This window comes from Alishewanella longhuensis (assembly GCF_014653435.1).
Lineage (GTDB): Bacteria > Pseudomonadota > Gammaproteobacteria > Enterobacterales > Alteromonadaceae > Alishewanella > Alishewanella longhuensis.
In genome coordinates, this window is the sequence record NZ_BNAO01000003.1 from 20,929 (window position 1) to 41,865 (window position 20,937).

The 20,937-nt window shown below is 45.7% G+C and carries 23 protein-coding genes and 1 pseudogene; 9 read left to right on the forward strand and 15 right to left on the reverse strand.

Annotated features, from left to right (window positions below; all coding sequences use genetic code 11):
• Positions 1-3 precede the first annotated feature (3 nt).
• Positions 4-1,707, reverse strand: a complete 1,704-nt coding sequence (locus IE163_RS07190; RefSeq protein ID WP_189431747.1) for a methyl-accepting chemotaxis protein — start codon at positions 1,705-1,707, stop codon at positions 4-6.
• A gap of 129 nt (positions 1,708-1,836) precedes the next feature.
• Between IE163_RS07190 and IE163_RS07195 the strand changes: the two genes are divergently transcribed.
• The 5 genes from IE163_RS07195 (at position 1,837) to IE163_RS07215 (ending at position 8,112) form a co-directional block, all read left to right on the forward strand.
• Positions 1,837-3,624: a sensor histidine kinase gene (locus IE163_RS07195; RefSeq protein WP_189431749.1), complete on the forward strand. Its 1,788-nt coding sequence runs from the start codon at positions 1,837-1,839 to the stop codon at positions 3,622-3,624.
• 2 nt (positions 3,625-3,626) lie between these two features.
• Entirely contained in the window at positions 3,627-5,009 is a 1,383-nt protein-coding gene (locus IE163_RS07200; RefSeq protein WP_189431751.1) for a sigma-54-dependent transcriptional regulator, read from the forward strand.
• A 175-nt stretch (positions 5,010-5,184) separates the two neighbouring features.
• Positions 5,185-6,171, forward strand: coding sequence for a porin (locus IE163_RS07205; RefSeq protein ID WP_189431753.1), 987 nt, complete (start codon positions 5,185-5,187; stop codon positions 6,169-6,171).
• A 10-nt stretch (positions 6,172-6,181) separates the two neighbouring features.
• Positions 6,182-7,615: an SLC13 family permease gene (locus IE163_RS07210; protein WP_189431755.1), complete on the forward strand. Its 1,434-nt coding sequence runs from the start codon at positions 6,182-6,184 to the stop codon at positions 7,613-7,615.
• Between the two features lie 98 nt (positions 7,616-7,713).
• Positions 7,714-8,112 (forward strand): glutaredoxin family protein, encoded by a 399-nt coding sequence (locus IE163_RS07215; protein ID WP_189431757.1) that lies wholly within the window; start codon positions 7,714-7,716, stop codon positions 8,110-8,112.
• A 3-nt stretch (positions 8,113-8,115) separates the two neighbouring features.
• On the opposite strand, the gene IE163_RS07220 is transcribed toward IE163_RS07215, so the two are convergent.
• The 9 genes and pseudogenes from IE163_RS07220 to IE163_RS17770 all read right to left on the reverse strand — a co-directional run bounded on the left by IE163_RS07220 (position 8,116) and on the right by IE163_RS17770 (position 14,548).
• Entirely contained in the window at positions 8,116-9,159 is a 1,044-nt protein-coding gene (locus IE163_RS07220; RefSeq protein WP_189431759.1) for a GGDEF domain-containing protein, read from the reverse strand.
• A 209-nt stretch (positions 9,160-9,368) separates the two neighbouring features.
• The gene (locus IE163_RS07225; RefSeq protein ID WP_189431761.1) at positions 9,369-10,232 is read right to left on the reverse strand and encodes a hypothetical protein; all 864 of its coding nucleotides are present in this window, start codon (positions 10,230-10,232) and stop codon (positions 9,369-9,371) included.
• Between the two features lie 424 nt (positions 10,233-10,656).
• Complete coding sequence (locus tag IE163_RS07230; protein WP_189431763.1) at positions 10,657-11,262, reverse strand: RDD family protein; 606 nt, start codon at positions 11,260-11,262, stop codon at positions 10,657-10,659.
• A gap of 373 nt (positions 11,263-11,635) precedes the next feature.
• Positions 11,636-12,079: a VOC family protein gene (locus IE163_RS07235; RefSeq protein WP_189431765.1), complete on the reverse strand. Its 444-nt coding sequence runs from the start codon at positions 12,077-12,079 to the stop codon at positions 11,636-11,638.
• Positions 12,080-12,165: 86 nt separating this feature from the next.
• On the reverse strand, positions 12,166-12,534 hold the full coding sequence (locus IE163_RS07240) for a DUF3703 domain-containing protein (protein WP_189431768.1): 369 nt from the start codon (positions 12,532-12,534) through the stop codon (positions 12,166-12,168).
• Between the two features lie 137 nt (positions 12,535-12,671).
• Positions 12,672-13,028, reverse strand: a complete 357-nt coding sequence (locus IE163_RS07245) for a DUF6404 family protein (RefSeq protein ID WP_189431771.1) — start codon at positions 13,026-13,028, stop codon at positions 12,672-12,674.
• A gap of 215 nt (positions 13,029-13,243) precedes the next feature.
• A complete protein-coding gene (locus tag IE163_RS07250) occupies positions 13,244-13,618 on the reverse strand; it encodes a hypothetical protein (RefSeq protein WP_229833475.1) in 375 nt (124 codons plus the stop codon).
• Positions 13,619-13,810: 192 nt separating this feature from the next.
• Positions 13,811-14,005, reverse strand: a pseudogene (locus tag IE163_RS07255) (transposase); the annotation flags it as partial.
• A gap of 36 nt (positions 14,006-14,041) precedes the next feature.
• Complete coding sequence (locus IE163_RS17770) at positions 14,042-14,548, reverse strand: DUF2442 domain-containing protein (protein ID WP_229833477.1); 507 nt, start codon at positions 14,546-14,548, stop codon at positions 14,042-14,044.
• A gap of 449 nt (positions 14,549-14,997) precedes the next feature.
• On the opposite strand from IE163_RS17770, the gene IE163_RS07265 reads away from it, so the two are divergent.
• Both IE163_RS07265 and IE163_RS07270 read left to right on the forward strand, forming a co-directional pair.
• The gene (locus IE163_RS07265; protein WP_026349575.1) at positions 14,998-15,270 is read left to right on the forward strand and encodes a type II toxin-antitoxin system Phd/YefM family antitoxin; all 273 of its coding nucleotides are present in this window, start codon (positions 14,998-15,000) and stop codon (positions 15,268-15,270) included.
• On the forward strand, positions 15,251-15,541 hold the full coding sequence (locus tag IE163_RS07270; protein WP_189431775.1) for a Txe/YoeB family addiction module toxin: 291 nt from the start codon (positions 15,251-15,253) through the stop codon (positions 15,539-15,541). Before IE163_RS07265 ends, IE163_RS07270 begins: the two co-directional genes overlap by 20 nt.
• A gap of 67 nt (positions 15,542-15,608) precedes the next feature.
• Here the strand turns inward: IE163_RS07270 and IE163_RS07275 are convergent, their stop codons facing one another.
• Together IE163_RS07275 and IE163_RS07280 are read right to left on the reverse strand one after the other, a co-directional pair.
• Positions 15,609-15,878: a hypothetical protein gene (locus IE163_RS07275; RefSeq protein WP_189431777.1), complete on the reverse strand. Its 270-nt coding sequence runs from the start codon at positions 15,876-15,878 to the stop codon at positions 15,609-15,611.
• Positions 15,879-15,983: 105 nt separating this feature from the next.
• Complete coding sequence (locus tag IE163_RS07280) at positions 15,984-16,331, reverse strand: hypothetical protein (protein ID WP_189431779.1); 348 nt, start codon at positions 16,329-16,331, stop codon at positions 15,984-15,986.
• 188 nt (positions 16,332-16,519) lie between these two features.
• Between IE163_RS07280 and IE163_RS07285 the strand changes: the two genes are divergently transcribed.
• Positions 16,520-16,762 (forward strand): type II toxin-antitoxin system ParD family antitoxin, encoded by a 243-nt coding sequence (locus IE163_RS07285; RefSeq protein WP_187027495.1) that lies wholly within the window; start codon positions 16,520-16,522, stop codon positions 16,760-16,762.
• Positions 16,759-17,058 (forward strand): type II toxin-antitoxin system RelE/ParE family toxin, encoded by a 300-nt coding sequence (locus IE163_RS07290; protein WP_189431781.1) that lies wholly within the window; start codon positions 16,759-16,761, stop codon positions 17,056-17,058. The genes IE163_RS07285 and IE163_RS07290 overlap by 4 nt, the downstream gene beginning before the upstream one ends.
• Positions 17,059-17,343: 285 nt before the next feature.
• On the opposite strand, the gene zapE is transcribed toward IE163_RS07290, so the two are convergent.
• The 3 genes from zapE to IE163_RS07305 all read right to left on the reverse strand — a co-directional run bounded on the left by zapE (position 17,344) and on the right by IE163_RS07305 (position 20,842).
• The gene (zapE, locus tag IE163_RS07295) at positions 17,344-18,831 is read right to left on the reverse strand and encodes a cell division protein ZapE (protein ID WP_189431783.1); all 1,488 of its coding nucleotides are present in this window, start codon (positions 18,829-18,831) and stop codon (positions 17,344-17,346) included.
• Between the two features lie 302 nt (positions 18,832-19,133).
• Entirely contained in the window at positions 19,134-19,970 is an 837-nt protein-coding gene (locus IE163_RS07300; protein WP_189431785.1) for a DUF7946 domain-containing protein, read from the reverse strand.
• A gap of 473 nt (positions 19,971-20,443) precedes the next feature.
• Entirely contained in the window at positions 20,444-20,842 is a 399-nt protein-coding gene (locus tag IE163_RS07305; RefSeq protein WP_189431787.1) for a hypothetical protein, read from the reverse strand.
• Between the last annotated feature and the right edge of the window lie 95 nt (positions 20,843-20,937).

The following is a 20,937-nucleotide window of genomic DNA, read 5'->3' on the forward strand; positions in this document are numbered from 1 at the left end:
TAGTTACAAACGAAACTCCGCTAATAATGCATTGAGCTGTTGCGCCATCTGCCGTAATTGCTGGCTTGCTTGCGCCAACTGCGCCGCTTGTTGGTTAGTCGCTTCAATAGATTCGGCAATATGCTCCATATGCTGATTAATACCTCCAGATACCGTAGCCAACTCTTCCGTGGCACTGGCTAACTGATCATTAACTTCGGTAATTTGACTAACAGCCCCATTGATACGCCCTAAAGCCTGATTCGCCAGCTCAGATTGGTCAATAGTGGCTTTCACTTCTGTCTGGCTTTGCTGCATAGAAGCCACAGCACGTGAGGCATCACGTTGAATGCCTTGTACCCGCTCACTAATATCCTGGGTTGATTTTGCCGAGCGGCTAGCCAGAGTTCTCACTTCATCTGCCACCACCGCAAAGCCTCGCCCCTGCTCACCGGCTCTGGCCGCTTCGATAGCCGCATTTAGCGCCAGCAAGTTAGTTTGCTCAGCAATGCTGCCTATCACATCAGTTACTGCACCAATTTGCTCGCTGCTTTGCGACAGCTCTGCAATCACGCTGGCAACATGTTCCACTTTTTGCTGCAACTGCGCTATGGCTTTTAGTGTCTCGGTTACAGCCGAGGTTCCATTACCCACTTGCCTGTCGGCATCTCGTGCCGACTGCGCTGCTGTGGTGGCATTTCGCGCCATATCATCACAGGTGGCGCTCATTTCATGCACCGCGGTGGCTACCTGAGTGGTTTGTGCTAACACCGATTGCAACAACTGCTGGCTTTGCTGACTGGATTCATCCAGCGCTATTGCCTGCTCCCCCAACGTTTTTGCCAAACCACGTTGCTGCTGTATTAAATCCCGTAAACGCTCTACTAAACTGCTAATCGCCGCTAATAAACTGTGATCATCTCCCGCTTTTAGCTGAATAGTAGTGCTAAAATCCCCTGCGGCAACCTGCTGCACCATTTGCCGGGCAAAGGCAACCTCGCCCCCTAACTGCCGTAACAGCCAGCTACGAATGTACAACGACAAGGCGATAGTAAACAGCGTCACTAGCAAGGTAATGGCCGCAAGTCGCAATGCGGTTTGCCAGAAAGCACGCTGTACATCATCGATATAGATGCCAGAGCCTAACACCCAGCCCCAACGTTGATCAGCAGTCACATAAGATAGCTTGGTATAGCGCTCGCTGGTAACACCACCGCCCGCCAAAGGTTTCGTCCACTGATATTCAACAAAACCTGAGCCAAAACGATTGATGGTATCGACAAAGGTGGTAAATAAATTCTTATTGTCCAACTTTTGTTGGATGCTACCATCGGCATTGCGCATTAAGGTTGCATAATTAAAGTTGGCGCTATCCAGCACTGTGCCGTCTAACGCTGGCACAGTAGGATGCATAATCATTTTAGGGAAAGGGCGGCCCAGATCATTGATCCAGATATATTCGGTTTTATCGTAACGAAGGGCTTTAATTGCCGCCAGAGCTGCTTGCTGCGCTTGTGCCTGCGTCATAACACCACTGCTTTCCTGTTGTTGATAATGGCTAACAAGCGCAGCAGCAATGTCAATCACAGCGACAACTCGCTGTTCGCGCCCTTCCACTAAACGCTGCTGTAACGCATCAAGTGCCATTACCGCAATTAACAAAAAACCACATAAGGTTAAGATGGGTAGGGTCAACAAACGACCACCGACGGTGCTAAAAAATTGCATAATAGAAACTCCTGCAACCACGCCTGCCTACTAAGCATAGCTGCTATTGGTAATTGCTTCACAAAATCCTTTGGCTCTGTCACTACGCTTACGGTAGCATTGCGGCAATATGCCGTGAAAGAGCCTGCTATGCGCCCACTTTATCGACAACCCTTGATTATTTTACTTAGTCTAGCGCTAATTACGCTTGGCAGCTACTATTTGATTTTTCAGCAATTATTAAAGCAGTCGCAACAACTATCGTCACAGCATGCCATCGAGTTTAATCAGTACTTAAATTTACAGCTCACCCGCTTTAGCACTCTTACCGATACCTTAGTGCAGCGGCCTGAGTTAAAACAATTACTGGCACAGCCGGCACTTGATGCAGAAAAAACCGCGGTTAGCCGTTTATTAGCCGACTTTAACCTCGCCAGTGGTAGCGCTTCAATTTATTTGATGGACCCACAAGGCCTGGTGCTGGCCAGCAGCAATTACGGCGAAACGGTAAGTTTTATGGATTACAACTTTGGCTTTCGGCCTTATTTTACCGAAACCATTAACGCTAATAAAAGTTATGTCGACTATGGGCTGGGTTGGGTTTCTAATGAACGAGGCATCTATTTTGCTGCGACAGTCACCAATGGTCAGCAACAAATCCTAGGCGTACTGACCGTTAAATTGAATATTGATCAACTTGAACTAGCCTATCAATCTATCGCCAGCCAAAGCCCCTTGCTCTTTATGTTAGTAGACGAAGAGCAAACTGTCATTGCCAGTAACTACGAACCGTGGCGCCTGACCTGGCTAGGTGAACAAGCAGTTAGCCGCCCGCGACATCCAGGTGTAACTTTGCATGCACTAGACGTTAAACAACAAGGGGAGATTTGGCAGCTACCTACCGATCCGATCGCCAGCCCACGACAAAACAAACAATTCGCAGTAGCCATAAAAGAAAATCAGCGCTTGCCATGGCAGTTAATCTTGTTGCAACCGTTAACAAGCCTGCAAATACAGGCCCTACAGCTGGCCATCAGTCTCTGTTTATTACTGTCGGTGCTGTTATTAGCCATCAGCTTTTGGCGTAGCCGTCGGCAGCAGCAACGGCAAAAAGCTATTATGTATAACCAATTAGAACATGCCGTAGCAGAGCGTACTGAGTCGTTACAACAAAGTAACCAACAGTTAATGCACGAAATTCAACAACGCAATGAGGCCGAGCAAGGTTTGCAACAGGCACAGGAGCAATTACTGCAGGCCGCAAAATTAGCCACTATCGGCCAGCTAAGTGCCTCGATTAACCACGAAATAAACCAACCGCTAACCGCCATGCATAGCTATCTGCAAAGTGCCCAGCTATTGTTACAAAAAGCACGCTACGCAGAACTCGCTGAAAACTTAGAAAAAATTAGCCAAATGTTACTTAGGTTAAATCATATCGTTAAGCAATTTAAAAGTTTTAGCCGCAAAGCCGCCAATAGCCCCGATGTGGTTAGGTTAAAAACTCTGGTGCAAAACGCACTCGGCATTTTGCAACCGGTATTAAAACAACAAAAAGTCCACATACAGCTACTTGATGCAGCCGCCACCAATGTTAAGGTGGATCCGCTACAACTTGAGCAGGTGTTGGTTAACTTGCTGGGTAATGCGATTCAAGCCGCCGAGCAAAGCAGTGCCCCCAGTCTTACCATTCAAATCAGCCAAAGCCACGAGCAAGCCATTTTACAAATCCACGATAATGGCCCGGGCATCCAGCCACATGTCATGGAACACTTATTTGAACCCTTCTTTACCACCAAACAAGGCTCTGGCCTTGGATTGGGGTTATCCATTTCACGCCAGATAGTGCAAAGTTATCATGGTAACTTACAAATTGAGAATCATCCGGCAGGGGGTGCCATTGTTACCCTTACCCTGCCGCGTTATAGCCCGGAGTAGAGATGAGCAACCAAGCAGAAGTATGGTTACTGGATGACGACAACAGCATTTTAGATGCGTTGGCGCAAGGCCTGATGCTGGAAGGTTGGCAGTGTCGTACCTTTAATCAGCCCGTCGTCTTGTTACGCGAGTTAACCGAAAATTTCGCCGGCGTTATTCTTACCGATCTCAATATGCCAGAAATGGATGGTTTGTCGGTATTAAAAGCGGTACAACAACGGGATGCTGATTTACCCGTGGTATTACTTACCGGTTATGGTGATATCAGCATAGCGGTAAATGCGATGCAGCTGGGCGCTTATAGCTTTATTGAAAAACCGGTCAATCATACTGAGCTGCATAAGACGTTGCAGCAAGCGCTGGAAAAACGCCAATTGTGTTTACAAAACCGTCGCCTAAGCGCCCAATTAAGAGAAAGCCGGCGCGGCCGGGTGCAGTTAATTGGCGACAGCCCCGCTATAAACCAAATGCGTAACTTGTTGGATTTAGTCTTAGATACCCCGGCAGATGTGCTCATTGAAGGCGAAACCGGCAGCGGTAAAGAAATGGTCGCGCGCTACCTGCACGACAACTCGGCCCGCAGCGATCAACACTTTGTGGCCATAAATTGTGGTGCTATTCCAGAGCAATTAATAGAGAGCGAGTTATTCGGCAGCGAAGCCGGCGCCTTTACCGGCGCCGATAAAAAACGCATTGGTAAATTCGAGTTTGCCAATGGTGGCACCTTGTTTTTAGATGAAATTGAAAGCACACCGTTAAGTGTGCAAATTCGCTTACTGCGGGTATTGGAGGAGCGCAAAGTCACGCCGCTTGGCAGTAATCAGAGTATTAACCTGAATATCCGGGTGGTTGCCGCCACTAAAACCAATTTAGAACAGCTAAGCCAGCAAGGCGACTTTCGTTTAGATTTATACTACCGTTTAAATTTGTTGCAAGTCGCTATACCGCCACTACGCCAGCGCCGCCAGGATATCCCACTGCTGTTTAAGCACTTCGCCATGCTGGCTGCCGCACGCTATCACAAACCGGTACTACCGCTCAATCAATTACAACTGGACAGCTTGTTATCGCATAGCTGGCCCGGCAATGTGCGGGAGCTGCGTAATTTAGCCGAACGTTATGTGTTGCTGGGGCCAGAAGCGGCTTTTATGCAACAAGGCTTAGCCTTACCCGACACCATTGGTAGCGCCATGGGCCTTAGTGAGCGCGTGGCTTTTTTTGAGCAAATGCTGATTGAAGAAGCACTTAATGCCACCAAAGGTAGCATTAAAGAGACGATGCAGGCGCTAAACCTGCCGCGCAAAACCCTGTATGACAAAATGCGTAAATATGGGCTGATACGTAGCCAGTTTAAAGATGATGACACGAGCGAACTACTGGAATAACGTCCTGACAGCGATGGGTGGAATCCCACCCATCTACCAAAAACCAGGTTTCATTTACCACCCAAAAAACCAATCGTAAAAACATAAGCCTTTGAAGATAAACACTATTAATAGTGGCAACCTTCTTGCTAATACCTTATCGCCTAAAACTATAATTATTGATGACGAGGTAACAATGCAACAGGTAAATCGCCCCACCCTTACTACGGCCTTAGTGTTAACCCCTACGCTTTTGTTAAGCAGCGCCCTTTATGCTAATACGGTAACCGTGCAGGTTCCCAGCGTAACTTTTTACGGCAAAGCCGAGGTACAACTGGCACACACCGATAAAGGCATTATGCGCTATACCGAACAAGGCACACAGTTGGACATGCCGTTTAGCCGTTTTGGCTTACGCGGCGAGCAGGTATTAAATGAACACATTACCGCCTTTTTTACCTATGAAGTTGATGTACGTGGTTTTGACGAAGCGAATACGCAAAGCCCCTTTTCTGCCCGCAATACCTTTATTGGCATTAAAGGTAACTTTGGTCAGCTGATTGCCGGACGTAACGACACCCGCTTAAAGACCAGCGAAGGCGGCGTAGATTTATACAATGAAACCAGCGGTGATATTGCCCAAATTTTACCAGGGCAAGATCGACTGGGCGATAGCCTGACCTATATCTCTCCTAAGTTTGCTGGGTTTGAGCTATCGGCCACCTATGTACTGGGGCAAGATAACGAACGGCAAAATGGCAAAGATGGCGTGGCCTTAAGCCTGGCCTATGGTGACCGGGCACTAAAAAGCCTGCCTTATTACGTCACCCTAACCCGGGCACAAAGTTTAAATGGCCTGGACGCTACCCGTTTATTAGCTCAGCATCAATTTGGCGACTTTACGTTGGGTGCCTTAATCCAATATAGTGAAGAGAGCGAAGGCGCACGCAGCGGCACTGGCGGCTATCTCAGCCTACAATATGCTTATGGGAACTGGCGACCAAAAGTACAAGCGGGCCGCGATACCTCTGAATTGCGCCAGCAAACAGCGGCCAACCACTACACTGCCGGTGTGGATTATCTGTTTAATAGCCAAAGTAAAGCCTATTTCTATGTTACCCAGCTTGAGTTAACCGACACCAGCGACACGTCCGTTGCACTTGGCTTACAATACCGGTTCTAGGAGCATAATAATGACAACAAGCACTGCTAAAACCCCACTTTTTTCGCTGTTACTTGGCCCGGTATTTATGGCCCTAACCTTATTGTTACCAGCACCCTTTGGCATGAGCCAAGATAGCTGGCTAGTATTGGGTTTAACCTTTTGGATGGCCAGCTGGTGGATCAGCGAAGCGGTTCCTATTCCGGTAACCTCTTTTCTGCCCTTAGTTGTTGCGCCACTGCTGGGCTTAAATAGCCTGGCGGCGGTGGCACAACCCTACGCTCACCCACTTATTTTCTTATTTTTAGGTGGCTTTATTATTTCAATTGCCATGGAACGCTGGTCACTACACAAACGCATCGCCTTGCATACCATGCTATTGGTTGGCAGTAAACCCAGCCAACAGATTGGCGGCATTATGTTGGTTACCGCCTTTTTATCCATGTGGATGTCGAACACCGCGACCGCAGTAATGATGCTACCCATCGCGATTTCTATTATGGAACTACTAAAGCAAGACAATGACGACAGCCAGTTTAGCAAAGCCATGCTACTCTCAATTGCCTATGCGGCCTCTATTGGTGGCTTAGCCACCTTAATTGGCACCCCACCCAACGCGCTAATGGCAGCGTTTTTAGCCGACAACTACGACATTCAAATTGGTTTTGCCGAATGGATGATGGTAGGACTGCCGCTAAGTATCGTGATGCTGGCATTAAGCTGGTTATGGTTAACCAAGGCCGCATACAAAGTCGATGCATTTGATGCTGTGGAAACGAAGAGTTTATTCCGGGAGCAGCTGAGTAAACTAGGCACTATGCAACGGGGCGAAAAAGCGGTATTAGCCATTTTTTCGCTGACGGCATTTTGCTGGATCTTCCGGCCCTTTTTAGCCAGCATCACCGGCTTACCGCTGGATGACACCATAATCGCCATGGCCGCGGCCCTATTGCTGCTGGTCCTGCCGCTGGATCGCAAGAACACCCGCATTTTAACCTGGGATGAAACCCGCAAACTGCCTTGGGGCATTTTAATGCTATTTGGTGGCGGTTTAAGTTTAGCGGCGCTTATTACCAAAAGTGGTTTGGCGGCCTTTATTGCCGATCAGGTTATTTTACTGGGCGATGTGCCGTTCTGGGTGATGATTCTGGTGGTAACGGCTGTTATCGTGTTCTTAACCGAAGTAACCAGCAATACCGCTACCGCCGCAGGCTTTTTACCGTTGTTAGCTCCGGTTGCGCTGGCCATGTCGGGCACACCATTAACCCTGGTGATCCCGGCCGCCATTGCTGCCAGCTGTGCCTTTATGATGCCGGTGGCAACGCCACCGAATGCCATCGTATTTTCCTCGGGGCAATTAAAAATCTCCGATATGGTAAAAGCCGGTTTTGCGCTAAACATTTTCTCGGTAATAGTCGTCAGCGTGGTTACGCTTACACTCGCCAGATGGGTATTTGGTTTCTAAACTTTTACACTTTAGCATGCTATCTGCAGGTAGCATGCTAAAGCTCCCCACTTTTGATATACTTGCGCCTTTGATTTTACCAACTACCTGAGTACCTCATGCGCGTGTTTATTCGTTTATTTTTTCGGCTTATCCGGCTTATTCTTACCCCTTTTATGCTTATTGCCGAGTGGCTGACAACGCCCAAAGCCTTAAGCCGTAGCGAAGCGCAACAGGCAGAAGTTAACGCCGCCTGTCAGCAACTTGCGCTCTATCAGTTTAAAGCTTGTCCATTTTGCATCAAGGTCCGCAAAGAAATAGCCCGACTTGGCCTTGATATTGAAAAACGCGATGCCCAGCATAACGACACTTTTCGTAACGAGCTGCAGCAACAAGGTGGTAAGGTGAAAGTGCCGTGCTTGCGGATTACAACTGGCTCTGGCGATACCCACCAGGTGCAATGGCTGTACGAGTCTACGGATATTATTCAATACTTACACCAACGCTTTGGTGTGTAAACCTTAAATCTTGCTATCTTGCAAGAAAACCATAACTCGGTTGCGGCCACTGTCTTTGGCCGCATACAAGGCTTCATCTGCCTGGCGGATGGCTTCATTAGCACTAATTTGCTGACGAACCTCGGTCAGCCCAAAACTCAGTGTTAACGCTTCACCGTCTATGTTGATGTTGCCCGCTATATACTGCCTTAAACTTTCGGCCAATTGCGTGCCTTCTTGTAAGGAGGTATCAGGGCACAATAATAAAAACTCTTCACCGCCCCAACGACCAAGCTCATCTGTTATCCTAACCCGACTTTTTAGCGCTGTAGCCACTTGCTGTAAAACCGCATCGCCACGTAAATGGCCATAACGATCATTTACCTGCTTAAAATGGTCAATATCAATCAATATAACAACCAGCGGCAAGCTAGTGCGGGCGGCCAGGTGAATATGGCTTTCTAACAAATCGTCTAACCTGGAGCGATTGTGAATACCGGTAAGCTTATCAATTACAGATAAACGTTTTAGCTCCTGAAAGGCCGCTTGGCGCGAGCCTTCATAAAATCGAAATACCAGCCACAAAATAATAAAGACTTCAGCAATGTTTAAAATAGCACCGGTCGAAAACTTCAGGGTGGGCAGTTGCGACTGAAAAAACACCAGCAAGCTTAGAGTCACGACAAAGGCAATAGCCGTAACCCAGGAGCCAGCAAGGCGCCCTAGCAAAAAAAACGCCAACGGCGGTAGCACGGTTAACCAGATAATAGAATAGGCGGCACCTTTAGCGGCAAGCATAAAGGCACCTAAGTTAAATAAAATAGCAGCGACGACTAACCACGATGCGGCTTTTAAATTGCGGCTAAACTGGAAATAAAACCAAATAGCGACGCTAGCCGCAGCACTGGTAAAATTAAAGGCCGCAATTTGATACGCACTGAACAACACAACATTCAAACTGCCAATAAGCGCGGAAAAAATAAAGATCACCATCAACACAATACGTAGTAATTTGCGTTGGTGACGATCTGAATTGGTTAAAGATGTTGTTACTGACCTTGGGTCCATACTGCAAACAACTAAAAGCGGTAGATAGTTCCTTTTACTATTAGTTTTGCCAAAATACCAGTTTTTACTCGCTTATTTAAGCACTATCTACAGGATCTAGCGGCCACTACCCTGTTGCACAGCTTCAGGCCCTTTTATTGCTCAGGTTTGACCATTGCTGGGACAGCCCGGAGCTAAGAGCCCACCCGTAAGTAAACAGATATACCTTATTATTGAGCTTTATCAAGCATTTTGCGCAGTGCATCAACAAACTTAAGATCTCCCCCCGACTCTGCGCTAAGCAATATTTGAAACCATGTATCTTCTTCATCGGCATTAATTTGATAAACGCTATCGCTAAAATAGCCCCCTTGTTGCACTAACTCCACGCTTCGGATCTCTGAAAGTAACAGTTCATAGATTTCCAACTGGCCATTTTCATCTTTAAAATAAGAAATCACCCGCCTATCAGTGAGCAAATTGCCGTCATCCAGGATCGAGAACAAGCCAGCAGAATAAAAGTACTCAATGTGTTCCCCCTCTACGATGATGTCTTGCTCCAAAAGAGTTTGCACCTGATGAGCCGATATTCTCGAGCCTGGCAGAACTTCGGTTGATGGTACTAAACCGGTCATTGTCAAAACGCTATAGCCAATAGCAAGGATTGAGATTAAACCTACTGGGATCCCGACAAAAAAATACCAACTAGGCGAAGGCTTATAATCTGGGTTTTCTACTTTTTCAAGTCGGTGAAAAACGAACGTACCCTGAACCGCTTTTGCAAAATAATAAAGAAACACAAGGCTCACTATCAGGCCTGGCATTCGCCCAACACTAAGAGCAATAATAATTTTGGCAAAAATGAAATAAATAAGGAGAACAATAGCTGCCGTGCGAGACTTTCTGTAAAGTCCAAAGGCACACAAAAACAACAGCGCTATATCAATAAAGTTAAGAGGGTCATTCCAAAACGCTAAATCGCCTTCCGCATTGGAATACAATGCTAATGAAACAACAGCAAGTGTAATTACCCCAGAGATCGTAGCTGCAATAGCACCATTTTTTGTCGCCTTTATGGCTTCATTTTTATCCATATCTGTATCTGCCTCCAAATCAAACAATCAAACCAGCCAGATTTCAGTTAAATATACGCCATAAAAATCGTTTTAAACCAGTATGATACGCCAGAAATTTGTCATTATAATTTGGTAAGCAGCAGTACATATTGTCTAGCTCGCCCTGCCAACCCCTTTTAATCTTATTCAGCAGCTGTGATGAACTACTTTAATGCGAGCATCCTGGCCGCGATAAAAAAATGACGCATAAATTCGATACTCCCTATAATACTGACATGAGATTCAATATAAGCTAATGACATACAACCCAACAAAATGCCTACCGCAAGGCATTGCTAAAATTTCGGATTTTAAACTTATGGATTTTATCCTGATGCTTCATTCCTAATAATGTAGAAAAGTGCACCTTCGTTGCTGCAAGGCTCGTTTTTCAAGACAATAGTTAACAGCCTGTATAACTCACCTTAGTTTTGGCGATATAGTCATGCAGACATCTTCGCTCTTTGCCAAAGATCAGGATCGGATTAATAATCCCGGCGATAACCATGCCAATAAAAGCTAACTGATGAATTAAAACTATTGGCAACATCCTTAGCAGAACTATTCTCTTCCAGCTAGCCTTAGTTCCATCAAGATTCTCAATGCGAATTGACATAAGGTATTTACCAATGGTTTGTCCATAACTGTAAATTAAATACCCGTGAAAAATAGCTACTGTCAGAAAGCCGTATATAATACTGATTGCCGCTAACAGAAGAGTTGGATCTTTAAATGATTCAAGTCCATAGTAATAAATAAACGGTATCGATGCCGTAGCGTTAATAGCTCCATCTATAATAACCGCAAACAACCGATCCTGTCTTGTGGCTTGGGTACCGGCTAGGTTTGCTGCCTCAGCCTGGTTAGTGCTTTCAACCAGCTTGAGTTTTTCTCTGAGCAGTTTATCAATTTCATTTGCTCTATCGGGGTACGCTTGACGATCTATTGATTCAGCGGCTGAATACAACTCATCAAGGGAGTATCTGGAATAGTCAATTTTGAAGTCCATCTGTAAAACATCCTTTTATTCAACACCTATACAGCGTGCAGTTCCCTATTGAAAAACGAAATTTAACTTTGTAAAAATGCTGTCTCTTACATTACTCGGGGACCGTTGCAGAAACAATACTGTAAAACACTTAATTTTCAGCAAAAAAGCGATAGATAGAAACATCTATGCAATAAGAACTACATTAATGCTTTAATTAATTCTTTTAGAGCGCCATGTATTTCGTTAGCGTAAAGTAGTGTTCAAGCACTACAATTAGAAAGCCATACAAAACGGCTGGAACTCAGCGTAAACCTTCCCAGCCACAACAGTGGCGACAACAGCGCCTTGTGATGTGCTTTAATCATTACCACTGCTACTAATTTGCTTTTTATCATTTATTAAACTGACGTAGTTGAATATGGTTACCATCACGATCGGCGATGTTTGAAACTTTAAATACAGGATTACTCCACTCTCCCTCGAATACCTGGCCACCTAATTTAACAGCTTCGCCTCTCGACAGCCCCATATCATCTACTGTAAGGAAAAGCTTGATAGGGCTAAACACTTTAGTTGGCATATCGAATGGTGGGACATGAATGATCAAGTTAAAACCGTTCGTTTCCAAGCTGATAAAATCATTGGTTTTGCGAACAACGCGCATACCAAAAAGTTTTTCATAAAACTCTGATAAGTTGCTCAAATCGGAAGAGTATATAAGAACACCGTTCTGCGCGGGTACTGACATGTGCGGTTCCTTGCTGTGTACTGTGGATAGAACTAATGCAAATACAATAAATAATACAAAAGCAAAATAACTAATTTTGTTGCGCATAGATGCCTCCCAGCATATAAAGCAGAGTACACCGGAGGCCTTTACAGGGCGAAGCGACGTAAAGGCCTCCGGTGTGACGTCTATGGTTATAAATCGGACTTCGCCCTTCGAATCAAAGTGGCCAACTCCGGTTCTATTGGCATTTTCTTGAACGGACTGACATTGGCACCGCCAGTATTGCCTTGAGGTACCAACCCGAATGCGGTTTTAGTCGCAGCGCCAATAATTCGAAAAACTTGACCTAGTGTTTCTCGGGTCGAACCATTGCGAATAGCCCATAACAGCATCAACGCATGGACCTTGACATGCCAATAGGTTGATTCCTGTCCAAGCACATGCGCCCGTTCCAGATGGTTAAATTCTTGCTGAGGATCACCGGCTGACCTTGCCTGCTTGGCATTCGCCAACGCAACCTCAACGAAGGGCGCTATTCGCTTTTTAAAAGTACGTTGCATGAAAACCTCCTCGTAGGGGTATAACGCCGCGGTAAACTGTAGAATTTAAGTTGTGGCTTTGTAGAATACTGTTGCACAGCGAAACTACAAAGCCACAACTTAAAGTCTGTCCAGCGGAGCGGTGTTTGACCGCTTTGTTAGGCATCTTTTATTTCATGCCAAGGTGTTAGTCTATACTTTTTAAAGCTATACCTATAATAGGAAGCCATAGCAATGCCAAAAAAAGCACCCGCAAATATCGCGGTTGAGAGCATTACAGAGGGAGACATATTTTGGGTTTTCCAAGCAAAAAAATACATAAGTAGCCCCCACGCACAACCAAAATAAATACCTGATGAAAGCGCATTCATTAAAAATGAATTGTAATGCGGAAACGGGACTTTAAATCCAAGCTTGCGAAATAATCTGGTAATTGGTGGATTGTAGTTCGATTTCCAAATTTTTGCTGCTTCAAGTTCTTTAACTGCAAAATTACATTTTTCTTCATAAGTCATGATTTATTCCCTTTCAATGATGACGGTTCTATTTGTATTGCCCTCAATTGCTGTTCAACATCAGCCTGTAATCGAACTGTAGTAAAATCCATAACACTCCCAACATGAAAACAATGTATTACATTGTAGTAAGCCAGGACTTGAAAAAATTTAACGCAATTTGGATGCAGCTAAAGCGCAGCATAAGCCGCGCTAGCGGCTACAATAGCGCCTTGTTATACATGGACTTCAAACCGAAGCTCCCCACCGATAATCTCTACCTCACCAAAATCACCACATACTTGGTAGATGCTTTCCAGTTTTACCAATGTATCTATATTGCCGTAGTCAATTGACCCGTCCGGATCTCTGGCGAAACGAACAGATTCGATTGGCAACAACCCATGAACTTCATGTATCCCAACGAATTCGAGGGTAGCCTTTCGGTAACAAGTATATTCATCCGGCTTGGCCGCAATGTAATAGTCTGACTCCGGCCAAATACTAGCCTTAAGTTCAAAAGCCAGCCTACCCGACTCAAGACTCCACCCGAGTACAAAGGAATCATTTAAATCGATGCCCTTGAATAAAGAAATCTCAGTCCAGTCCATGTTCATTCACACATAACGAGCCTGTAGAAAAGCCTGTTCAGAACACAGCATTTCTACTCCGGCCATTCTGTTTATTATTTGTTATCAACTCTGCATGTTTCCGGTGGGAATTTCAAGACCAAATTTATTCTGATGTTAATTTTCTTATATAGCTGTGCTATTAGCCGAGTTTAGGCACGACTTTCCCTCGTTTTACACCACTTCGCCATAACGGCTTACTTTCTCAAGATTATGCACCATACAATACAACAGCCATTGGCCTTGCACCTTGGTTTTACCACCTAAACTAAAGCGTTTTAGCCGTTTACTGCTACCAATATTACCAAACACTGGCTCGGCTACCGGCATTCTATGGCTATAAATTTGCTTAGCTGCGTCGCTGTCCAGCCACGTTTATTCGTTTCTTCCCTGAGACTCACCCCTTCAGGGCCAGCTAAAGCTGTTCAAATTCATTCCAGATGAATTTCTCATCCAGTCAGTGTAATTAGGCGATGCATTGCTTTGAGTAAAAACGAGACCTTCCGGGCAAATACAGATCATCACTAACGGGTCAAATGTAAAGGCTATCGACAGGAAGATAAGCTTTTGCCATTTTGCGTTGACCTCATTTGCAAAACCCGTATCGACCGTCACGATAGTCTTACCCGAGAAGATATTCTCGCTAAGCAGCTGCACAGCACGCGTCTGCTGACTCTGCTTGCTATGCAGCCCTTTGAGAAACTCTGGAGCCAGATCTGTACCGGTCGGCCAAACAACAGTCTCAAACTCAGGATCGACCGATACCATCCAGAAAATAGCGATATCCTTCAGCGGTTTAAATACAGGCACGTGGAGCTCGCCATTTAGATCGACTTCCCCAGAAGTACCATCATCAAATGCTAGCCAAATTGTGTAATCAGCCACGTATTTAGCAGATTTAATATGCAACATAATTTACTCCAGTGGTGCTATGTAACTAGGAGATTTCCCTACTCTGGCTCGACGCCAGTTTTCCTCCAGCTCACTTTTGTGTATTTGGATCGCAGCGTAGGCAGTCCGGAGGCCACGTTTTTTGTGGTCAGAACGAGATTTAGCAATTTGTTAGCTACTCGCAAGCCTTGCTATTAATTGGGAGTTTAAGTCTTTAAGTGCATGATAAATCGCTATATATGCATCTTTTCCTGCCTCATATGAATAGTAACAAGTGAACAAAATAAAATTAGACCGACTCTACTCATTATGATGTGCTTCCTTTTACTAGATTTAATAGCATAACGCTGCCAACACGCGCAGCTTTGTAGTAAAGGCAAGGCCACAACGAAAAAGCTGTCACCGTGCTTGGCCTTGTTAGGGCTCTTGGCGTATACTTGTACTGAAACTCCGTACACCAAGGTGCCATTATGGATACAATCAGTGTAAACAAATTTAGAGACAACATGAAGAGTGTTGTAGAACAAGTGGTTAACCGGCATGAACCGCTCAAGGTAACAAGAAGAGCTGGAGAGGCTTTTGTTGTGATTAGCGCCAACGACTGGGAGCGTGAGCAAGAAACGCTTTATGTACTCCAGAGCCAGAGCCTCATGCAACAGATTGCTGCATCCCTTGAAACTCACAACCGTGATAAAGGTTACATACCGACTGAAGAGCAAATGAATGAGATCACTGGTTTTTGAAGGCAGTACTTGGGAAGCGTATGAAACTATGCGCGAAAAAGACAAACAATTACACAAGGCCTTGTGCAAATTACTTAAAGAAATGCTGCGTTCAAACGACCCTGCATCAGGTTTGGGAAAACCGGAACCACTTAAGCATAATCTCTCCGGCCTCCGGTCAAAGCGGATATCACAGAAGGATCGTTTGGTATATAGGTTTGACGAAAAATCCATTTATATCTTCGCTATTGGTGGGCACTACGATCAGCCCAACGCAGCCAGCAGCGGCTGAAAAGCCGCACAGAGGGTTTGAGGTCCCGCGACCAACGAGCGTTGCTGACTGGCCTTGTTAAATTTCATTACGCATCACTCACATTTATTGAAGGAAAAGAGCCACTAAGACATTCAATAAACATTCCAAGCACTGCAAAGTAAGCTCCTGAGCGATGGCAGAATATGCTGGAACCATCAACTTTCATCGCAAAACTCATTTTTTGTAAATCATGCTCCGTTATCACCCAAGTATCTTTATCCTTGTGACTCTTGAACTCTCCGCAGAAGCCTACAATAAACTCCTCCAGCTGAGTTTCGGTAGCTGATTCAACGATAATCTTTTGGGCTAGCCCCATGAGCTCTCCGAAATTTAATGCTTTGCTAATGGGCTGCCGCAGCACAGCGTAGGCAGCCCCGCAGAGGCCACGCTTTTTGTGGCCGGAACGAAATTTAGCAACTTGTTAGCTGCCAACCTTACTTACCAGTAGCGTCAGTTTTTGAGAGCCAATTTCGATTGTCGCTTCCTTGCCGTAGGCAACAGTGAATGAAGGGTTTATCGTGCTATCACCAACAGTAACCGCAGCTACTACACCCGCTGTTTCATCTTGGTTTGGCTTAACAGTGAGGTTATAGCTAAAGTTATTACCCATAGTTATTGATGCCATTTTATCTGCTTCAACGACTATGGTTGGAGATGCGACCAGTTTGCCTTGAGAATATACAGATTCTGATACTTGGTAAGTATCAGCCGCGAAGCATGACGCCGACGCCAGTAAAGCTGTAACCAGTGTACTTGCCCTAAAATTCATTTTAATTTCCTTAGGTAATGTGATGGTGAAAAACAGCTAGCGCCCAAATTTAGCGCGGAAGGCCGCGCAACGGGTTGACGTCGCAGCCAGCGCTGTTTGCTGGCGATAAAATTTGTTTGTTATGCGCCTTGCTCCCAATCTCACTTGATACCATAATTAGGTATCTTTTGGTATCCGGAGAACTGCACATGGCCAAGAACACAAGCATCACTCTTGGAGAACACTTTGAGGGCTTTATTACAAGCCAGATCCAAAGTGGGCGTTACGGCTCAGCGAGTGAAGTCATTCGCTCAGCGCTACGCTTACTCGAAAACCAAGAAACCAAACTAAACTCACTCCGTCAACTACTTGTCGAAGGCGAACAAAGCGGTGACGCCGAGTATGACCTCGATAGCTTTATCAATGAACTTGATAGTGAAAACTCTCGATGAAGCCATTTAATCTCACTGTTGCTGCTAAAACAGATTTACGAGATATCGCATTATTTACCCAGCGTCGCTGGGGAAAAGAGCAACGAAATATCTATTTAAAACAATTTGATGATTCATTTTGGCTTTTAGCTGAAAACCCCGACATCGGTAAAACATGCGATGAAATCAGAAACGGATATCGTAAATTCCCTCAAGGTAGCCACGTCATTTTTTATCAACAGATAGGCAGTCAACAAATTAAAATCATCCGTATTCTTCATAAGAGTATGGATGTTAACCCGATACTTGGCGCATAACACGGAGCGAAGCGGCGGCCCGTCAGGGACGTCCGCCTTACGTGGATTGTTAGGTGACGAATTTATAAGACTAACCACAAGATCACCACCCAGGACACGGGTTCTACCCCGTTTTACGACGCTTGTTGGAAAACTCACTATCTGCAAAAGTAAGTTGATGGCTCATGATGCGTTCTTTCTGAGTTATCATTTGTGGCAGATTATTTCATATTAGGGACTTATTCGCATGTTCCCTAGGTAAAAATCTGCCATAGGTTCAATGGTTTGCAAAGTAAAGAGCTTTCGTCATTGCCGTCCCCATTCCTTTCCACCCATTTCTACCAACCGAGACGCGGCGCGTCGAAAGGAAAAAGCGAGATCATTGGCGGCCGATAATTGTGCCAGTGACACGCCACTTCGACCCGTCGCCGACCACTCAAATTGTTCACCCTCTTTGGTGCGAATCATGGTCGTCGCATAGGAACTCGAGTTTCCCCCCTTCTCACTGACAAACAACTCTTCATTTCCATCACTGCTTTCAACTTGCGCTTCAAACTCGACAAATAATTCATCGAGCGGGACTTTTGCCGCTAGCACCAAGCGGGTGCGAGATTCATAACACACGTCAATGAGGGTCACGAATCGTCGCGCTTCGTCGAGGTGATTGACGTCTAATTGCGGCACCCGGTCCATGATGAGGACCTGAAATCGGTCGCAGAGGGAAATATAATCGGCCGCGCCGAGTGGTTGGTAGCATAACTCGGAAAAGTCAAACCAGGCGCACCGGTCATTCAATCGGGCGACCTGGACGGTGCGACCGAAGGGTACGTGAATGGCCTCGGCCTCAGTTCCGGATGCAGTGCCACCAAATATTTCTTTCAACTGCGCCTGCATGTTGTTATCACTATTATTATCGCCGTGAACATCCTTGTTTGACCAAAAATAGGATTGACCATCAGCTCGAGTTTCGAGTCGATAATCCTTGGCGGAATCCTCCATGGAGATAATGTCGAACGTGTGTTTTAACATGTCTATGAATGGCAAAAAGAGGGATCGGTTAATGCCTCCCTCATACAAGGCATCGGGGGAGCGATTCGAGGTGGCCACCACCACGACATTCCAATCCAATAATAATAAAAAAAGTCGTTTCAAAATCATGGCATCGGCAACGTCTGTTACTTGAAATTCATCGAAACAGAGAAGTTGGGCTTCCTGTGCCAATTGCTGCGCAATGATGGGTATCGCATCATCTCGTGGGTGCTTCTGTTTGTAGACAAAGATTCGATGATGGACGTCTAGCATGAATTCATGAAAGTGGACGCGGCGTTTGGTAATTTTTACGTGTTTGAAGCTGTGGCTGTCATTATTACAGCAAGAATCATCAGGAACATTAACCGACGCGTAAAAGAGATCCATTAGAAAGCTCTTGCCGACCCCGACCGGTCCATGAATGTACATGCCTCGCGGTGGTGGACCAAAAGACCACAAATGGAATTTCTTTCGAAGAAAGGACTGAGCGGATGCCAAGGATCGCGTCAGTAACAGCGAACTGCTGCTTGTAGAGCTGCTCTCTGTCGGTCTGTCGGTGCGCACGGGTACTGGTGGGAGCGAGGTAAGAGACTCGTGCAGGGCATCGAGTTTTGCCGCCAGAGCGACTTGCGCGTCATCTCGTCGCACCTCCTCCGCATCCACCTTGCGTTCATACGCCGCTGTCACGGGGCCTGTCGGGAGGGATCGCCGAGCAACGCGATGTTGTGCTGCCATATTCTTCATCACCGTCTTCATCATCAACATGATGAGTTTATCAACATGGTAAGGAAAGTACGATCAAGTCCGCTTCTTCCCGCTTTTTTTGATTGTCTAAGGTCTACGAGTAATTGGGGTCAGAAGAAGATTAATGGGAAACCTTAATCTGACCCCGATTTCTGCCAAGCAGCAAAATGACGCCGTATACAATCAGGAGCGCAACCATTACAAATCCTAGGATTGCTTCCATCTATCCTCCGGGCTCCGTAGCGGCGAACGAAATAAAGGCCGTTGGAATTCTATCGTGCATCGTTGTTTCCCTAAGAGCTAACGCTCAAAACAGCGGCGCGTTAAGCGTCCGCCTGCTTTTTCTTGTTAGCATTTTGTTTGATTAAAACCTTTTCCACGAGGTATCGCTTCAATATGCCTTTGGCGGATACCACTTTTCTCGCGTGAAACTCAACTTTCCCTTCACCTTCCCCTCCCTGTGCATGATGCATTGACCAAGTTACACGTTTTCGCATTTGTTCAGTGGCTTTATCTGGAAGTTTGAAGGATACAGTATGACCTTTCTTATCCTCATAGAATCGACCAATGCCTGAAAGTATATTGTATTTAGTAACGTTGCCTTCTATACCAGCTAGGATCTGGTTTTCTGTGCGGATAGACACGCTTTTCAACGTTTCTGAATTCATGTTTATGACATCGCCAACTCTCGGCCTAGAAACTGTTATGGTTATTTCGGGATTATTTTTAATTGGTCGATGAGCTTCTTCTAAGGCAGACTCAAGAACTTCTTCAATATCACTAATGAAAGGCTCAGCTCGCTCTCCAAGCTTTTTAACAGTTGGAGTTTCTGGCTCATATACTAAATCGAGCGTTTTTGACCATGTCCACTTCAAGATATCCCAAAATGCAGCTGCTACAACACTTGCAGCGATAGGATTCTCAACAATTAACGTTAAAACCTGCTCGTAGCTGCCTTTTTGGGGTGGGCTGACATATATCTTGGCTCCTGTAGCCCTATTTCCTTTCCTTTTAACATCTCCATCATTAAGCAAGGCATGAGTTGTGATCGCAATAGCTCTCGCAAAACCATGTAACGATACAGATGCATCGTACATATCAAGTCGATGAAGATCGGCATCTCCACCTTGGTATGAAAGTTTTATTTGAATTTGTTTCATAATCCCTTATTTCTACTCCGATGCGAAATTAGTATGAAATGCTAACGCATTGCTCACCGGAAAATGACGAGCGCCAGCGAGTTATTTTCCGGTGAGCAATGCGTTAGCAGCAAACACCTGAACCTTCGCGGCTTGCCGCCACGCGATGCTTGCCGAAGCCACTGCACTCATAAATTAAAAACCTAACCAGCCAAGTGCGATACAACGACATAGCTGGAACCTTAAAACTTGCTGTAAGCGGAGCCAATGAACCAAAGGAACAACGCTACCGCCCTCGCCGCCAGCAACTGACCAACAAACTGGCGAACTTTGCATTTTGGCTTTACCGCTAAGAAAACAAAACGCGAGCAAAACCAGAGTTAAAACGCGTACTACCCTTTACATTTTGAAAGCTGCTAACGCCCCGCGCATGCGCGCGAACTTGTGAGCGTCGCAGGGGCCGCAGGCCCCGAATGACGCGGATTGTTAGGTGCTTAAGTTGCCACCTTAACATCTACCAAACCGATTGACTCAACCAAAACCACGTAATCGGCACCAAAAATTAAATAAGATTCTAGTGATGCATCTGCACTATATGAATCAAGATGAGCATAAAAACTGCGTCTGTAATTGGCTGAAGACTTCCAAATTGGAGATTCTTTTGCCCCCTTTTCCAGCGATACAAAGTCAACTTCACTAGGCATACCCGGTAGCGGCGACAATTCGTAATTGCTTTCCTCGACACAATAAAAGGCAATCACCTCTCGAAAGAGAACTTCTACAACCTGCGAATTAAATACAAGTTTAACAACGACGCCGCACGCATCGGTTCGAACATCGACCTCAGGATATAACCTCAAATCTTGTTCAGTCAGAAAATAAGGTGTAAACATCTATGCCCACCTAACGCTGCCAGCAGGCGCGCTGCTGTTTGGCGTCGCTTGCCTGGCCTTGTTAGCAGCCCACACCGAACTTGCGCGGCTTGCCG

What these genes read in the sequence shown, in the direction of transcription:
- IE163_RS07190 (WP_189431747.1), bottom strand. Translation starts at nt 1,707, where the DNA reads ATGCAATTTTTTAGCACCGTCGGTGGTCGTTTGTTGACCCTACCCATC.
- IE163_RS07195 (WP_189431749.1), top strand. Translation starts at nt 1,837, where the DNA reads ATGCGCCCACTTTATCGACAACCCTTGATTATTTTACTTAGTCTAGCG.
- IE163_RS07200 (WP_189431751.1), top strand. Translation starts at nt 3,627, where the DNA reads ATGAGCAACCAAGCAGAAGTATGGTTACTGGATGACGACAACAGCATT.
- IE163_RS07205 (WP_189431753.1), top strand. Translation starts at nt 5,185, where the DNA reads ATGCAACAGGTAAATCGCCCCACCCTTACTACGGCCTTAGTGTTAACC.
- IE163_RS07210 (WP_189431755.1), top strand. Translation starts at nt 6,182, where the DNA reads ATGACAACAAGCACTGCTAAAACCCCACTTTTTTCGCTGTTACTTGGC.
- IE163_RS07215 (WP_189431757.1), top strand. Translation starts at nt 7,714, where the DNA reads ATGCGCGTGTTTATTCGTTTATTTTTTCGGCTTATCCGGCTTATTCTT.
- IE163_RS07220 (WP_189431759.1), bottom strand. Translation starts at nt 9,159, where the DNA reads ATGGACCCAAGGTCAGTAACAACATCTTTAACCAATTCAGATCGTCAC.
- IE163_RS07225 (WP_189431761.1), bottom strand. Translation starts at nt 10,232, where the DNA reads ATGGATAAAAATGAAGCCATAAAGGCGACAAAAAATGGTGCTATTGCA.
- IE163_RS07230 (WP_189431763.1), bottom strand. Translation starts at nt 11,262, where the DNA reads ATGGACTTCAAAATTGACTATTCCAGATACTCCCTTGATGAGTTGTAT.
- IE163_RS07235 (WP_189431765.1), bottom strand. Translation starts at nt 12,079, where the DNA reads ATGCGCAACAAAATTAGTTATTTTGCTTTTGTATTATTTATTGTATTT.
- IE163_RS07240 (WP_189431768.1), bottom strand. Translation starts at nt 12,534, where the DNA reads ATGCAACGTACTTTTAAAAAGCGAATAGCGCCCTTCGTTGAGGTTGCG.
- IE163_RS07245 (WP_189431771.1), bottom strand. Translation starts at nt 13,028, where the DNA reads ATGACTTATGAAGAAAAATGTAATTTTGCAGTTAAAGAACTTGAAGCA.
- IE163_RS07250 (WP_229833475.1), bottom strand. Translation starts at nt 13,618, where the DNA reads ATGGACTGGACTGAGATTTCTTTATTCAAGGGCATCGATTTAAATGAT.
- IE163_RS17770 (WP_229833477.1), bottom strand. Translation starts at nt 14,548, where the DNA reads ATGTTGCATATTAAATCTGCTAAATACGTGGCTGATTACACAATTTGG.
- IE163_RS07265 (WP_026349575.1), top strand. Translation starts at nt 14,998, where the DNA reads ATGGATACAATCAGTGTAAACAAATTTAGAGACAACATGAAGAGTGTT.
- IE163_RS07270 (WP_189431775.1), top strand. Translation starts at nt 15,251, where the DNA reads ATGAGATCACTGGTTTTTGAAGGCAGTACTTGGGAAGCGTATGAAACT.
- IE163_RS07275 (WP_189431777.1), bottom strand. Translation starts at nt 15,878, where the DNA reads ATGGGGCTAGCCCAAAAGATTATCGTTGAATCAGCTACCGAAACTCAG.
- IE163_RS07280 (WP_189431779.1), bottom strand. Translation starts at nt 16,331, where the DNA reads ATGAATTTTAGGGCAAGTACACTGGTTACAGCTTTACTGGCGTCGGCG.
- IE163_RS07285 (WP_187027495.1), top strand. Translation starts at nt 16,520, where the DNA reads ATGGCCAAGAACACAAGCATCACTCTTGGAGAACACTTTGAGGGCTTT.
- IE163_RS07290 (WP_189431781.1), top strand. Translation starts at nt 16,759, where the DNA reads ATGAAGCCATTTAATCTCACTGTTGCTGCTAAAACAGATTTACGAGAT.
- zapE (WP_189431783.1), bottom strand. Translation starts at nt 18,831, where the DNA reads ATGTTGATGATGAAGACGGTGATGAAGAATATGGCAGCACAACATCGC.
- IE163_RS07300 (WP_189431785.1), bottom strand. Translation starts at nt 19,970, where the DNA reads ATGAAACAAATTCAAATAAAACTTTCATACCAAGGTGGAGATGCCGAT.
- IE163_RS07305 (WP_189431787.1), bottom strand. Translation starts at nt 20,842, where the DNA reads ATGTTTACACCTTATTTTCTGACTGAACAAGATTTGAGGTTATATCCT.